Source organism: Pedobacter sp. MC2016-05, from assembly GCF_026239735.1.
In the GTDB taxonomy this organism is placed as follows: Bacteria; Bacteroidota; Bacteroidia; order Sphingobacteriales; family Sphingobacteriaceae; genus Pedobacter.
This window is the reverse complement of the sequence record NZ_JAPIVT010000027.1, coordinates 48926-62769: the sequence shown is the minus strand read 5'-3', so window position 1 is coordinate 62769 and position 13844 is coordinate 48926. Positions and strand designations below refer to the sequence as shown.

Annotated in this window: 12 protein-coding genes and 2 tRNA genes; 9 read left to right on the top strand and 5 right to left on the bottom strand. The window is 36.2% G+C overall.

Going from position 1 to position 13844, the window contains the following annotated elements; translation table 11 throughout:
• Window positions 1-235: 235 nt before the first annotated feature.
• A complete protein-coding gene (locus tag OQZ33_RS22590) occupies window positions 236-595 on the top strand; it encodes a DUF2809 domain-containing protein (protein ID WP_265801776.1) in 360 nt (119 codons plus the stop codon).
• A gap of 302 nt (window positions 596-897) precedes the next feature.
• On the opposite strand, the gene OQZ33_RS22585 is transcribed toward OQZ33_RS22590, so the two are convergent.
• From OQZ33_RS22585 to ileS, 4 genes are all read right to left on the bottom strand, one after another.
• Window positions 898-1416 (bottom strand): DUF4269 domain-containing protein, encoded by a 519-nt coding sequence (locus OQZ33_RS22585; protein ID WP_265801775.1) that lies wholly within the window; start codon window positions 1414-1416, stop codon window positions 898-900.
• A 132-nt stretch (window positions 1417-1548) separates the two neighbouring features.
• Window positions 1549-2223 carry a lipoprotein signal peptidase gene (locus OQZ33_RS22580; protein WP_265801774.1) on the bottom strand — a complete coding sequence of 225 codons (675 nt, stop codon included), beginning with the start codon at window positions 2221-2223 and terminating at the stop codon, window positions 1549-1551.
• A complete protein-coding gene (locus OQZ33_RS22575; protein WP_010600357.1) occupies window positions 2223-2606 on the bottom strand; it encodes a TraR/DksA family transcriptional regulator in 384 nt (127 codons plus the stop codon). The genes OQZ33_RS22580 and OQZ33_RS22575 overlap by 1 nt, the downstream gene beginning before the upstream one ends.
• 30 nt (window positions 2607-2636) lie before the next feature.
• Window positions 2637-6068 (bottom strand): isoleucine--tRNA ligase, encoded by a 3432-nt coding sequence (gene ileS, locus OQZ33_RS22570; RefSeq protein ID WP_265801773.1) that lies wholly within the window; start codon window positions 6066-6068, stop codon window positions 2637-2639.
• A gap of 268 nt (window positions 6069-6336) precedes the next feature.
• Here ileS and OQZ33_RS22565 point away from each other — a divergent pair, with 268 nt between their 5' ends.
• Window positions 6337-6609, top strand: coding sequence for an isoleucyl-tRNA synthetase (locus OQZ33_RS22565; RefSeq protein ID WP_265801771.1), 273 nt, complete (start codon window positions 6337-6339; stop codon window positions 6607-6609).
• 680 nt (window positions 6610-7289) lie between these two features.
• Here the strand turns inward: OQZ33_RS22565 and OQZ33_RS22560 are convergent.
• Window positions 7290-9641, bottom strand: coding sequence for an efflux RND transporter permease subunit (locus tag OQZ33_RS22560; protein WP_265801770.1), 2352 nt, complete (start codon window positions 9639-9641; stop codon window positions 7290-7292).
• A gap of 121 nt (window positions 9642-9762) precedes the next feature.
• Between OQZ33_RS22560 and recO the strand changes: the two genes are divergently transcribed.
• The 7 genes from recO to OQZ33_RS22525 all read left to right on the top strand — a co-directional run bounded on the left by recO (window position 9763) and on the right by OQZ33_RS22525 (window position 13831).
• Window positions 9763-10488, top strand: a complete 726-nt coding sequence (gene recO, locus OQZ33_RS22555; RefSeq protein ID WP_265801769.1) for a DNA repair protein RecO — start codon at window positions 9763-9765, stop codon at window positions 10486-10488.
• 63 nt (window positions 10489-10551) lie between these two features.
• Window positions 10552-10626: transfer RNA gene (locus OQZ33_RS22550), tRNA-Val, on the top strand.
• A 49-nt stretch (window positions 10627-10675) separates the two neighbouring features.
• Window positions 10676-10750, top strand: a tRNA-Val gene (locus OQZ33_RS22545).
• Window positions 10751-10923: 173 nt separating this feature from the next.
• Entirely contained in the window at window positions 10924-11106 is a 183-nt protein-coding gene (locus OQZ33_RS24395) for a GIY-YIG nuclease family protein (RefSeq protein WP_265801768.1), read from the top strand.
• A 200-nt stretch (window positions 11107-11306) separates the two neighbouring features.
• Window positions 11307-12218, top strand: coding sequence for a hypothetical protein (locus OQZ33_RS22535; RefSeq protein WP_265801767.1), 912 nt, complete (start codon window positions 11307-11309; stop codon window positions 12216-12218).
• A 21-nt stretch (window positions 12219-12239) separates the two neighbouring features.
• Window positions 12240-12866 carry a class I SAM-dependent methyltransferase gene (locus OQZ33_RS22530; protein ID WP_265801766.1) on the top strand — a complete coding sequence of 209 codons (627 nt, stop codon included), beginning with the start codon at window positions 12240-12242 and terminating at the stop codon, window positions 12864-12866.
• Between the two features lie 68 nt (window positions 12867-12934).
• Window positions 12935-13831: an NAD(P)/FAD-dependent oxidoreductase gene (locus OQZ33_RS22525; protein ID WP_265801765.1), complete on the top strand. Its 897-nt coding sequence runs from the start codon at window positions 12935-12937 to the stop codon at window positions 13829-13831.
• Window positions 13832-13844: the final 13 nt, after the last annotated feature.

The window sequence follows — 13844 nt, the reverse complement described above, 5'->3', positions numbered from 1 at the left end:
ACAAATTTAAAAGGTGAAAAATTATTTTTTTACTAAAAAAGAAGACTGCCTTTTTGAGACAGCCTCTTTTTGATTTCCAACAAATCCGTCATTTAAATCACTTTTCATCGTAGCGCTTTTTGATCGTCTTCTCGACCGGAGTGCAACGGAGCGGAGAGATCTCTAATTTCGCGTCCATCTTTCAAAGATTTTTGAGCTTTGCATGAAATGAAATATTTCTATTATATATTTGAGGATGAAATTAACGTTCAATCTGAAATTCCTCCTTATTTTCATCGGAATATTTATCGTCGAAATTTTAATTGCAAAATACTTGCACGATGCTTACATACGGCCTTTCGGTGGCGATGTATTGGTGGTAGTTTTGATCTATGCTTTCTTGAGGATATTTCTCAAAACAAACTATAAGAAGCTCGCTTTTGGTGTGTTAATTTTCTCTTTCGTTATCGAATTCCTGCAACTCTTGCATTATGTAAATTGGTTGGACTTACAGGATAACAAGTTTTGGAGTGTTGCGCTAGGAACTTATTTTAACGTGTATGATTTGCTCGCTTACTTTGTTGGTTATTTAATTTGTTTATTGTTTAAGGATTGAAGTGTTAAAAATCTGTCATTCTGAGTTTTAATTATTTCATAAAAATCAATATAAATGACGTTAAGAACGGTCGTCATTGCGAGGTACGAAGCAATCTCATTCTTGATAGTGTGCTATCAAATGAGATTGCTTCAATCGATGAAGAATCGATTTCGCAACGACGGAAAACAAAAACGTCAATGGTAGGAACGAAGAATCTGTTTCATAGCTTGCAGATACTTCGTTCCTCAGTATGACAAACCATTCATGGTTGCTGCATACTACAATATTACTCCTAAACGGTACCGAGCAATAACAAAACTTTATATCTTCAACTTCAGAAGCGACTCATAAGCATCTCCTTTTAGCGCTAACAATTTAGCAAATGCAGGTTCTGTTTTATAACCTTGTCTTTTTAATTCAATAATTCGGGTTCTGAAATCTTCCCCTGCTTCTTGAAGTATTTTATGCTCAACGAGCATATGGCAATAAGCATTTTGTAGTTCGGTAGGAATATTTTGACCAAAAATTTCAAATTCAAAATCATTAATAAAGAAGTTTGCTTTCAGTGAATGTAGCTTCTGGTTTTCGGAGATGATGAAACCTTTCATACTACGAAAATAATGCTCTAATTTTTTCCTGAATTCCTCTCTATCCTGAGCATGGCAAATGATATCTAAATCGCTTTTCTCTATGTCGATGTTGATAGGAATCGTGCCAACCAAAATCGGACTGTATTGAGCAAGCTTTTCTAAAACAGCATGATCAGTTATAACCTGATAAGCTTTTTGCTGCTTTTCGTTTCCAAGTTTTAGGTAAGATATATTAAGAAAGTTTATCATTTTTAATCAGCGCTTTGCTGCTCATAACGAACTATTGAAAAAAAGCCCATCTCAATTAAGAAATGGGCTTGTAAATATTTAACTTGTCAACTTTAATAGCGCTGTTGCTGGAAAGTTGACAACTTTGAAATGCTAATCTTCTACAATCTCACTATTAATCCCCACATCATCTTTAACATCTTCTTTAAAGTAGTTTTTCTGGAAGATAAGGATAAGTATTACCCCGACTGAAATCGCAGCATCAGCGAGGTTAAAAACGGGTCTGAAAAATACAAATTCATCACCGCCCCAAATTGGAATCCAGCTTGGAAAATGACCTGTTAGTAGAGGAAAGTAAAACATATCTACAACATTTCCGTGAAGAAATGACGAATACCCATCGGATGAAAATTTAGCGAGACCTTCGTATCTAGCGTAATCATTAAATGAGGCATTGTAAACCATTCCTTTATCGAATATTGCGCCATAAAATACACAATCGATAATGTTGCCCAATGCGCCAACGAAAATCAAGGAAACGTTTAATATCAATCCCCTATGATACTTTTTCTTGATTAGATAATGTAAGCCGTAACCAATTCCGCCAACGGCAATAATCCTAAAGATTGATAAAGCTAATTTACCGAATTCGCCACCAAACTCCATTCCAAATGCCATTCCGGGATTTTCAGTAAAATGCAAGCCAGATTTTCCAAAAAATATAATCTCCTGGCCAATCTCCATATTGGTTTTTACCCAAATTTTAAGCGCTTGGTCAGCAAGTAAAACTAAAAAGATAACTAATAAAGGTTTTGTGTAGCCTTTCATTAACTCTGCTTTAATTTAGCTTCCATGCTTAAAGTAGCGTGTGGAACCGCTCGTAAACGTTCTTTTTGAATTAATTTACCGGTTTCGCGGCAAATGCCATAAGTTTTGTTTTCAATACGAACCAATGCATTCTCCAAATTGTCGATAAATTTTTTCTGGCGGGCAGCTAATTGATTGATTTGCTCTTTTTCCATGGTTGCCGAACCATCCTCTAAAGTTTTGTAAGCACCTGAAGTATCTTCCGTTCCATTAGCGTTAGGGTTACTTAATGATGATGTTAATGCATTAAGTTCTTCTTTCGCCATGCGTAATTTATCTTGAATCAGTTCTTTAAATTCTTGAAGTTCACTGTCTGAGTAGCGTGTTTTGTTACTGTTTTCCATTTTTTTAATTTAGTTTTCTAAGATATGGATTTATATTTTAGTTACTGAAATGCTTAATTCAACATCGTCTATAGTGATTTTGTTTGAGCTAAACGCTTCATCTGTTAATTCTAATTCGTCGGCTAAAATTTCTGCGCAAATGTAGGCCTTGTTTTTTGCAACTGCTGCTGTAACCAGATTATCATTTTGTAAAGCCACTTTAATCCTATCAGTCACTTCAAAATTTAATTCTTTACGTAAATTTTGAATTCTGTTCACCAGCTCGCGAGAAATTCCTTCTTGTTTTAATTCTTCAGAAATGGTTACATCCAAAGCAACCGTTAAGCTGCCTAAATTAGTCACCTGCCATCCTGGAATATCTTCTGCAATGATTTCAACATCCAAGAGTTGTACATCGTATGAAATACTGTCGCCGAGTTTGGGGTCAGTTGAGATATTTATTTGTCCTTCTTTTTCTAAAGTGAAAATATCCTCCTGGCTGAAATTGTTGATTGCATCTGCAACGGCTTTCATGCTTTTACCCACTTTTGCACCTAAAACCTTAAAATTCGGTTTAACTTTTTTCTTTACGATGCCATGCGTATCAGTGATGAATTCGATATGTTTAACATTGGTTTCTGAAAGAATATAATCGGCAACTTTCGAAATTTTTTGCTCAAAATCACTACTTAAAGAAGGGATTAAGATTTTTTCTAAAGGCTGACGAACATTGATGCTCGACTTTTTACGCAACGATAAAACCATCGAAGAAATATCCTGAGCATAAACCATGCGCTCATTTAAATCTGTATCGATTAAGCTTTCGTCAGCAGGTGTCCATAATGTTAAGTGAACAGATTGTTTGGCATTTTTATCGTTGATACTTAAGTTTCTGTACAGCCAATCGGCAAAGAAAGGCGCTACCGGACTCATCAGCTGTGCTAAAGTTTCTAAGCAAGCATAAAGCGTTTCATAAGCAGCACGTTTATCATCAGTCATTTCACCCTTCCAAAAGCGGCGGCGACTTAATCTGATGTACCAGTTACTTAGGTGTTCATCAACGAAAGCCTGGATAGCGCGAGTAGCTTTAGTCGGTTCGTAGGCATTGTAAGCCTCATCCACTTCATTGATTAAGGTTTGCAGCAACGATAAGATCCATCGGTCTAACTCCGTTCTATCTGCCACATTGCTTAAATTATTTTTGTCGATTTCGAACTTATCGATATTAGCGTATAAAGCAAAAAAAGCGTAAGTGTTGTAAAGCGTTCCGAAGAATTTACGGCGGACTTCTGCAATTCCCTCGATATCAAATTTTAAATTATCCCAAGGATTTGCGTTCGAAATCATGTACCAACGCGTAGCATCAGCACCATATTCGTTAATGGTTTGGAAAGGATCAGCAGCATTGCCCAAACGTTTAGACATTTTCTGCCCGTTTTTATCCAATACCAAGCCATTTGAAACTACATTTTTGTAGGCTACCTTATCAAAAACCAATGTAGAAATGGCATGTAAAGTATAAAACCACCCACGGGTTTGGTCTACACCTTCGGCAATGAAATCTGCCGGAAAATCTTCGTTTCCATCAATGTTTTCTTTGTTTTCGAAAGGGTAGTGCCACTGTGCATAAGGCATAGCACCAGAATCGAACCAAACATCAATTAAATCACTTTCACGAGTCATTGGTTTGCCTGATGGAGATACCAAAGTAATTTGATCCACTACATTTTTATGCAAGTCGATCAGGTTGTAGTTCTCTTCAGACATGTTGCCAACCTCGAACCCTTTAAACGGATTTTCTTTTTGAAAACCTGCTTCGATAGATTTTTCGATCGCATTATAAAGTTCTTCAACAGAACCTATTAAAACTTCTTCTTTTTTGTCTTCAGTTCTCCATATAGGCAAAGGAATTCCCCAATATCTTGAACGCGATAAATTCCAATCGTTGGCATTTTTTAACCAATTGCCAAAGCGACCTTCACCTGTAGATTTTGGTTTCCAGTTAATGGTTTCATTAAGGTCGAACATTCTGTCTTTAACATCAGTTACCTTGATAAACCAAGAGTCTAGAGGATAATATAAAAGTGGCTCATCAGTTCTCCAGCTATGTGGGTAACTGTGGACATATTTTTCTACTTTGAAGGCCTTGTTTTCTTCCTTTAATAAAATTGCGATTTCTACATCAACGGATTTTTCAGGTGCTGTGCCAGCATCGTAATAGTCATTCTTTACATATTTGCCAGCGAAAGGCCCAACATGTTTAGTAAATTTTCCTTGTAAATCTACCAACGGAACAAGGATGTCATTATCATCCATCACCAACATTGGTGGAATTTCTGGAACGGCTTCTTTGGCAACTTTAGCATCATCAGCCCCGAACGTTGGTGCGGTGTGTACAATACCAGTACCGTCTTCGGTGGTAACAAAATCGCCAGAAATTACGCGGAAAGCATTTTCAGGATTATTATATGGTAAAGCGTAAGTTAAAAGTTGTTCGTACCTAATGCCAACCAGTTCGGTTCCTTTGCATTCGGCAAGGATTTGGTAAGGAATTTTTCCTGCCTTTCCGGCAGGCAGGTTATCACCTGCTTTGAAGTTTGTAAAATCTTCAGCCTCGCTACTTTCAAAAAAACCTTTACCAAACTGTTTCCCAACCAGGCTTTTTGCCAAAATTACATTTGTTGGCAAGAAAGTATACTGGTTAAAAGTTTTAACTAAAACATAGTCAATTTTCGGTCCGACAGTTAGTGCCGTGTTCGATGGTAAAGTCCACGGAGTTGTAGTCCAGGCCAACAAATAAATATCTCCAGCTTCTTTCAGAAATGAAGGCAAAGTATCAGGCAAAGCCTTGAATTGCGCAACAATTGTGGTATCAGTTACATCGCGGTAAGCACCCGGTTGGTTTACTTCGTGCGAACTTAAGCCTGTTCCTGCTTTTGGAGAATACGGCTGGATGGTGTAGCCTTTATAAATTAACCCTTTATCGTAAATCTGCTTTAAAAGCCACCAAACCGATTCCATATATTTCGATTTGTAGGTAATGTATGGATCGTCCATATCTACCCAATAGCCCATTTTTTCAGTTAAGTCGTTCCATACATCGGTGTAACGCATCACTGTTTTTTTACAGGCTTCATTATAATCTTCGATAGAAATCGTTCTGCCGATATCTTCTTTAGTAATGCCTAATTCTTTTTCGGTGCCAAGCTCAACGGGTAAGCCATGTGTATCCCAACCCGCTTTTCTTTTAACCTGGTAGCCTTTAATTGTTTTGTAGCGGCAAAAAATATCCTTGATAGCACGAGCCATTACGTGGTGAATGCCCGGCATGCCATTAGCAGACGGCGGTCCCTCGTAAAAAGTAAACGGATTAGATTTCGGACGAGACGAAATGCTCTTTTCAAAGATGTTTTCTTCTTTCCAAAAATCCAGTATTTCTTGCCCTATTTTGGCAAGGTCCAATTGTTTAAATTCGCTATACATCAATCAAGTACCTCAAAAAATTAAGGATGCAAAGTTAAAAAAAATGGCTGAATTTTGGTAGTTTTGATGTAAATACTTTTAATGTGAAATTATTTAATTTCGGGCTTTCGTTGATGATTATAGCTGTAATTGCACTGCCTATTGTTACTGTTATCAGTCCGGCCAACCACGATTTTATGTTGTTCGCATTTTATTTCTGTGGCCTGCTCGAACTTATTGGACTCATCTTTGTTTTAGTCCATATTATCCAAAACAAAAGAAACTCCCCATGATCAAGCTCCTGAAATTACAAAAAGCCGTTTTAGTTCTTATTCTTGGTGTATTTTCATTTGTCGCTTACCGAATTTTAAATGCGAATGAAGTAAGCTGGGCTCGCTATTTTCAAATCCTGGCCGGGATACTAGTGATGGTTGGTGCATTATGGATGTTATATCCGGTATTGTTTGCAAAGCAGGACAAAGATGGGAACGCAGAAATTATTACCGACCCGACGGTGGAGGTTCCTGTAGATGATGAGGAGGAAAGGCCTGTTAAGGAGTAGCGGAATAAACCTATAGAGTTTATAATCTTATAGGTTTGAAAAATCCAATTCAGTAAATTTTTTTTTGATGAAAAGCTACAAATTCTTCAATCCCCCCAAACCAATCGAAAACGGCTTTTCTTTCTAACTTTGAAGATTTGTTTATTGAGATAATTGAATTATAAGATGAATAATCCCATTCTGCTGGGAATTTACAAAAATTATGGTGCACAGTGTTTTGATGAATGTAATTTATTAATCTAGTGAAATACGATTCATCTTAAATTTTAATTCTTTTAGTAAAATCTAAGAAAAGTGCACCTTTTCTATTTCTCTGCTTATTAAATGCTTTGGCGTAACTGTTGAGGAAATTGCTCAGCTTTTGCATGATAAACTTATGAAAATCAAAGCTTTCATCATAGTTGTTAGCTGAAATTCTTATCGTATTTTCATCTCTGATTTGGATGAGGAGGTGAAAATGATTGGGCATCAAGCAATAACAAAAAGTTTTTGCTATCGGCGATAAATAGTTATCGAGCCTGGAAAGGGAAAAATATAATTATCGTGATTTTTTAAAAGATTTTCTTTGCCAACAGCGTGATTAAAGATGTGGTAAAAATTGTCGGGATGAAATTTATCTAAATATTTCATGTCAATTTTTACCTAAATATAGTAAATAGACCTATAAGGTTTGAAATTTCCTAATGGTCAAACTCACCAGCATTTTTTGCCGATTCTTCATCAGAAATCACTTTCCTAACTTTCTTTTTGTCCAGCCACAAAACCAAAGCAGGTAATAAGGTAAGGTTAAAAATCAAGGCTACAAATAATGTTATCGAAAGTAGTAACCCCAAAATTACTGTGCCCCCAAAGGTAGAAGCAGTAAAAATGCCGAAACCGAAGAACAGAATCAACGCAATGTGTGTCATGCTTACCCCTGTTTCCGTAATTGTATCGGTAATTACTTTCGGAACAGAATAGTTAGTCAAGTTTAGTTCTTGCTGGTAACGGGTTAGGAAATATATGGTTTGATCTGATGCCAATCCAAAAGCAATAGTGAAAATTAAAATGGTTGAGGGTTTAAGGGAAATCCCAAAATAGCCCATAATTCCAGCGGTAATAATCAATGGAACGATATTCGGTAGCAAGGAAATAAACATAATGCCCACGCTTTTGAATTGCGCCAGACGTAAAAGTGAGATTAACACAATTGCCAAGCCAATACTTTCGAACAAATGTTTCAACATGTAATCCGTTCCTTTAGAAAAGATAATGCTCGAACCCGTTAATTCCACATCAAACTTATCGGGAGGCAAAATGCTATCAATACGTGGTTTTAGTTCAGCCATTATTGCATCTAAACGTTTGGACCCCACATCTGCCATCTGAAAACTAATCCTGGTACTTTGATTGCCTTTGCTCACGAAATTGGTTAATAAGCTTGCGTTTCCTTTCCCTCCGCTGGCAATGTATGCTAGAATAAAGTTTTTCTCCATATTATCCGGCAAACGGAAAAATGCAGTATCGTTGTTGTAAAAAGCCTGTGTAGCGTATTTCAATCCCATGTTAACTGAAATAGAACGCGAAAATTCTGGATAGGCAGCAATCATTTTCTCCATTTTTTCCATCCTTTTCAAATTCGTCAGATTGAAAACACCATTCTTTTTTTTGGTGTCTACGCTCACTTCAAGTGGCAAAATCCCCTCAAAATTTTTCTCAAAGAATTTTAAATCCCTTAAAATTGTCGAGCTTTTTGGTAAGTCATCTACAACATATCCATTCACATTAATTTTCATTATTCCTATTAAAGCAATGATAGAGATTACAATCGTGCCGATATAAATTAAGCTACTTTTATGTTGAACAACCAGATCTGTTTTAACCAGTAGTTTATGTAGAAAACCTTCTTCAACATGGTTTTGGGCTTTCAGTTTAGGCGCTGGCAAATAGCTGAAAATAATCGGAATTAGGCATAGACACATCAACCAGGTAATCATTACATTTATCGATGCAACGCTACCAAACTGCATCAGTAATTCGCTTCCTGTAAAGTATAACACGCCAAAACCAATGGCTGCAGTAATATTGGCAATAAGTGTGGTAACTGCGATCCTTTCGATGGTAACGCTTAATGCATGTTCTTTCGAAACACCTTTTCTTAATTCGTTTTGATACTTGTTAAGCAGCAAGATACTGTTTGGTATACCGATAATTACAATCAGCGGCGGAATTAATCCTGTTAAAATTGTTAACTCGAAGCCGAATAATACCAAAGTACCAATGCTCCAAATTACGCCCATTACTACCACCAGAATCGGGAAGAAAACAGCGTAGAATTTTCTGAAAAAAATCAGTAGAATAATGGCAGATACTAGAATCGATAATCCTAAAAACAAAACAAACTCATTACTAACCAATTTGCTAACTGCGGTACGGATGTAAGGCAAGCCCGAAATATGTACCAGAATCTTGGTTTTTGATTCAAAAGCTTTAGCTTTTTCTTCAATCTGTTTTAAAATAGGATTCCGTTCTGCAGAGTTGAGTATTTTGGTGTCAAATGTGATTGCCATTAGAGTGGCATTCTGTTTATTGTAAACTAATCCTTCAAAAAATGGCGTATTAAACAAGGCCTTTTTTATCGAGTCCATTTCCGAATCGGTTTTTACCGCCCCATTTGGAATAGCTTTTAAAACAAACTTTTGCTCAACGGTATCTTTCTCTAATTGGAAAATCCGTCCTGAAGATAAAACTGCTTTTATACCTTTTAATTTCTGGATTTCATTGGAGAGTTGAACCCAGTGATTGTAAACATCTTTTTTAAAGATATTGGGCGATTGAATCCCAACCACCATTACACTTCCGTCTTCTCCGAAGGTTTTCTTGAAGTTATTGTATTTTATAAATGCGCTATCGGTAACAGGCAAAATTTTGCTTCCCGTATAGGAAAGTTTTACATTTTTGGCTTGGTAGGCCATAAAAACTGTACCCAGTACGAAAAATATTATGATTGCAATACGGTTCTGAAGAATAAACCTTGATAGCTTAACCCACATGTGTTATCTAGTTTAATTTTAATGATAAGGGCAAAACTAATCTTATTTACAAATTGGAGTGTTTTTTTGCTCAATTTATTTTGCACAAATAACATACTTTTGAAAAAAATGTTTGGGCAGCATGTTGCATAAAGTGAGGGGTATAGTTTTAAAGACGACCAATTACAGCGAAAGCAGTGTAATTGTACAAGTGCTAACCGATAAATTTGGTATGCAATCTTACCTTATAAACGGTGTTAAAAAGCCAAAAGCTAAGGTTAAAATGAATATGTTACAATCCCTTCATTTGCTTGATATGGTTGTCTATCATAAGGCAAACACCAATATTCAACGGGTTTCTGAAGTGAGGCAAACGCCTGTTTTTAAAAGTATTCCTTATGACATCATTAAAACCAGCATTGTTATTTTTCTAAATGAAGTGCTATACAAAAGTATCCGACAGCAATCGGCTGATGAAAACTTGTTTGATTATATTTTTAACGCTATAGCCTGGTTTGATGAAGCTGAAGAAATAAATCCAAATTTTCACCTGTCATTTCTTTTAAAATTAACCCGTTTTCTAGGCTTTTCACCAAATGCAAAGCGAAGAAATGATCAGCTTTATTTTGATTTACAGGAAGGGGAGTTCGTTTCTAGGGTGCCCATTCATGCAAATTACCTTCAGTTAGAAGATGCATTAGGATTTGTTTTATTATTTGAAACCTCACTGGAAAAAATTTCAGAGATCATGATGAGCAACAATCAGCGGCGGTTTCTGTTGGATAAGATATTGGTTTTCTATACCTTACATACTTCCTCTTTTGGCGAAGTACAATCGCACAAAATTTTAGAAACTTTGTTGAGCTGAAAAAAATTAAAAAAGATTTGCGAAACAATATTATAGCACTATATTTGCATTCCCAAAAGGAAAGGGAAATTAGCTCAGCTGGTTCAGAGCACCTCGTTTACACCGAGGGGGTCGGGGGTTCGAACCCCTCATTTCCCACACTTACTTTCAAGGATTTGAAAGATTAATAATAAAGCCTTTTTTCAAAGGGAAATTAGCTCAGCTGGTTCAGAGCACCTCGTTTACACCGAGGGGGTCGGGGGTTCGAACCCCTCATTTCCCACACTAAGCTTTTCAGGAAACTGAGAGGCTTTTTTATTTAATGAAACTAGGTAAGCTAGTTCAGAGCATCCCGACATTATCAGTCGGGAGGATCGGGGGTTCGAACCCCTCATTTTCCACACTGAGCCTTTGAGAAGCTTTTTTGATTAGTTGAGATTTTGCATACCTTTAAAAATGTTCTCAACATATATATGTGTGTATTCGAAAATCCGTGATAAATACTATGTTGGCTCAACTAGTAATATCGAATCTAGATTAAAAACACATAATTCAAATCACTCTGGTTTTAATGGTCATACAGGTGACTGGAAGATTGTTTGGACGCGAAGTTTCGATTTGAAGAACGATGCCTTTTAGATGGAAAAGCAAATTAAATCTTGGAAAAGCAAAAAGCTGATAGAAAAATTAATTTTTTCAACTGAATTAAGGCAATTAGATCAATTTGGAATTTAGGAAACCCACACTAAGCCTTCTAGGAACTGAGAGGCTTTTTTTATGGATTTTTATATTTTAAATCAATATTATATCCGAAATTGCCTCATGCAAAATGAAAGCTGATGTCAACTAAAATAATCCGCTTTATCTTTTTCGGAAACTATTTCGTCGGCATCCTTGCTGTAGCGTTAACATTGGAAGCCAGTTTTCAATTAAGGCTGCCCTTTAATTCATTAAATTATTACCTGCTATTATTTTTAGCTCCAACTATTTATTATACATATGCTTATAATAAAGTTTCCACTCAACCATCAACTACAAACCCAAGAATACAGTGGTACTTTGAACACAAAAAACTAATCAATATCAGTCAGTTATTGCTTTTTGTGCTCTGCGTTATTTTGGCGATAAATTTACTTTATCAAAACTTACATCATTTTTTAACACTTCCGGCAATCTATTGGGGCGCTATTATAACTGTTGTGGTGGCTGCGGCACTCTATTATGGCCTATTGCCGAAGTCTTTTTTGAAATTTAATCTTCGAAACACTGGTTGGTTAAAGGCATTTGTTATTGGCTTTGTTTGGGCGTGTTGTGCAAATGTTCTACCGCTAATTATGCTCAAAATAGAAACCGGTATTGATTATCATGATTCTGTGCTATGGACTTGGCTTTTTGTTAAAAACTGGATGTTTTGCACCGTTAACGCCATTATATTCGATATCAAAGATTATCCTACCGATGCCAATAAGCATTTAAGAACTTTTGTGGTGCGTTACGGCTTGCGGAAAACTATTTTTAGTATCTTAATTCCCCTATTGTTGGTTGGCTTAATTTCTCTTGGAGTTTTTGCTAGTTACAAAGATTTTGGCCTTCCTCAGGTGCTTTGCAACATTTCTCCATTTTTACTAACCATTTACGTGGCATATTCTATGCATAAGCGTAAAAATATTCTTTACTATTTAATGGTGATAGATGGATTAATCTTAATCAAAGCACTTTGCGGCATACTGGGAATGCAATTTGTGCATTAATTATTTTTGTAGCCACTTACAATGATCAATAACTACGATAGAATTGCAAAATATTACGATTTCTTAAGTCGGCTGGTATTTGGAAAATCACAGGGCAAGGCCCAAATAAATCAGCTCAGATATATTACTCCAAATAGTAGGCTTTTAATTGTTGGCGGCGGCACTGGATGGATTTTAGAAGAAATAGCAAAACGCCAGCAATCAGGTTTGAAAATCACTTATGTGGAAATATCTTCGAAAATGATTGCGCTTTCCAAAGCCCGCAATTGCGGCGATAACGATGTGGTATTTGTTCATTCTGGCGTTGAAGAGTTTAGCGCCGATGGATATTTCGATGTCATCATGACCCCATTTTTATTCGATAATTTTTCGCCAGAAAGATGCAGTGAAGTTTTTAGAAAACTGAATTCAGCTATTAAGGATAACGGCTTATGGTTAATGGTCGATTTTGTTACACAATCCACTAATGGGAAATGGTGGCAGCAATTTTTTCTGAAAACGATGTATACGTTTTTTAGTGTAATTAGCAATGTGGAGGCAAAGAAACTAGTAGATATGAATCCCTATTTTGAAAACCACCAATATGAGATAATCGAACAACGCTTTTACTACGGCCATTTTATCGCAGCTACGGTCTATAAAAAATGACAATTATTTAATGCAACAATATTGCATTTATGTTTATTTATTTTCATTTTTGATCAAAATAGATTGATATGGATTATGATGTAATTATTATTGGAGGTAGTTATGCAGGATTGTCGGCTGCACTTACTTTAGGACGAGCAACCAGAAAAGTTTTGGTAGTTGATGGTAGCAAACCTTGCAATAAACAGACGCCACATTCACATAATTTTCTTACCCACGATGGGCGAACTCCTGCTCAGATCAGTTCGATAGCTAAGGCTGAAGTCCTTAAATATCCAACCGTAGAATTTTTAGATGGGGAGGTGTTAGTAGCTAAAAAAATAGAGAATGTGTTTCAGATTGAACTTAATAACGGTAATCGTTTCACCTCTCGGAAGTTACTTTTGGCAACCGGTTTAAAAGATAATTTACCGGATATCAAAGGCTTAAAAGAATGTTGGGCGATTTCGGTTATTCATTGCCCATATTGCCATGGTTTTGAAGTTAAAGATGAAAAAATAGGCTTGTTCATGAATGGAGATCATGCTTTTGAAATGGCAAAAAATTTAAATCTTTGGAATAAAGACCTAACAATTTTAACCAATGGCAAATCAGCTTTAACTCTTGCGCAAACCGATAAGCTACTGGCAAAATCAATCAAAATTGTTGAAGATGAAATTGAGGAATTGGAACATACTGATGGAAGCTTAGAAACTGTAAAATTTAAAAATCGGAATGAGCTAAAATTGAAAGCCGTTTATATGAGGCCAGAGGTGGATCAGCATATAAATTTTGATCAACAATTGGGCTTTGAGCTAACAGAACTGAAAACAGTAAAAATTGATGAACAACAGCAAACAACTGTTAAGGGTGTTTATGCCGCAGGGGATTGTACAACCTTGTTTAGGTCGCTTTCTGTGATAACAGCAAGTGGAACTTTGGCTGCTGTGATGATAAATAAAGAATTGATTGGTGAAGATTTTTAAGGATCATCAGAAA

What these genes read in the sequence shown, in the direction of transcription:
- OQZ33_RS22590 (WP_265801776.1), top strand. Translation starts at nt 236, where the DNA reads ATGAAATTAACGTTCAATCTGAAATTCCTCCTTATTTTCATCGGAATA.
- OQZ33_RS22585 (WP_265801775.1), bottom strand. Translation starts at nt 1,416, where the DNA reads ATGATAAACTTTCTTAATATATCTTACCTAAAACTTGGAAACGAAAAG.
- OQZ33_RS22580 (WP_265801774.1), bottom strand. Translation starts at nt 2,223, where the DNA reads ATGAAAGGCTACACAAAACCTTTATTAGTTATCTTTTTAGTTTTACTT.
- OQZ33_RS22575 (WP_010600357.1), bottom strand. Translation starts at nt 2,606, where the DNA reads ATGGAAAACAGTAACAAAACACGCTACTCAGACAGTGAACTTCAAGAA.
- ileS (WP_265801773.1), bottom strand. Translation starts at nt 6,068, where the DNA reads ATGTATAGCGAATTTAAACAATTGGACCTTGCCAAAATAGGGCAAGAA.
- OQZ33_RS22565 (WP_265801771.1), top strand. Translation starts at nt 6,337, where the DNA reads ATGATCAAGCTCCTGAAATTACAAAAAGCCGTTTTAGTTCTTATTCTT.
- OQZ33_RS22560 (WP_265801770.1), bottom strand. Translation starts at nt 9,641, where the DNA reads ATGTGGGTTAAGCTATCAAGGTTTATTCTTCAGAACCGTATTGCAATC.
- recO (WP_265801769.1), top strand. Translation starts at nt 9,763, where the DNA reads ATGTTGCATAAAGTGAGGGGTATAGTTTTAAAGACGACCAATTACAGC.
- OQZ33_RS24395 (WP_265801768.1), top strand. Translation starts at nt 10,924, where the DNA reads ATGTTCTCAACATATATATGTGTGTATTCGAAAATCCGTGATAAATAC.
- OQZ33_RS22535 (WP_265801767.1), top strand. Translation starts at nt 11,307, where the DNA reads ATGTCAACTAAAATAATCCGCTTTATCTTTTTCGGAAACTATTTCGTC.
- OQZ33_RS22530 (WP_265801766.1), top strand. Translation starts at nt 12,240, where the DNA reads ATGATCAATAACTACGATAGAATTGCAAAATATTACGATTTCTTAAGT.
- OQZ33_RS22525 (WP_265801765.1), top strand. Translation starts at nt 12,935, where the DNA reads ATGGATTATGATGTAATTATTATTGGAGGTAGTTATGCAGGATTGTCG.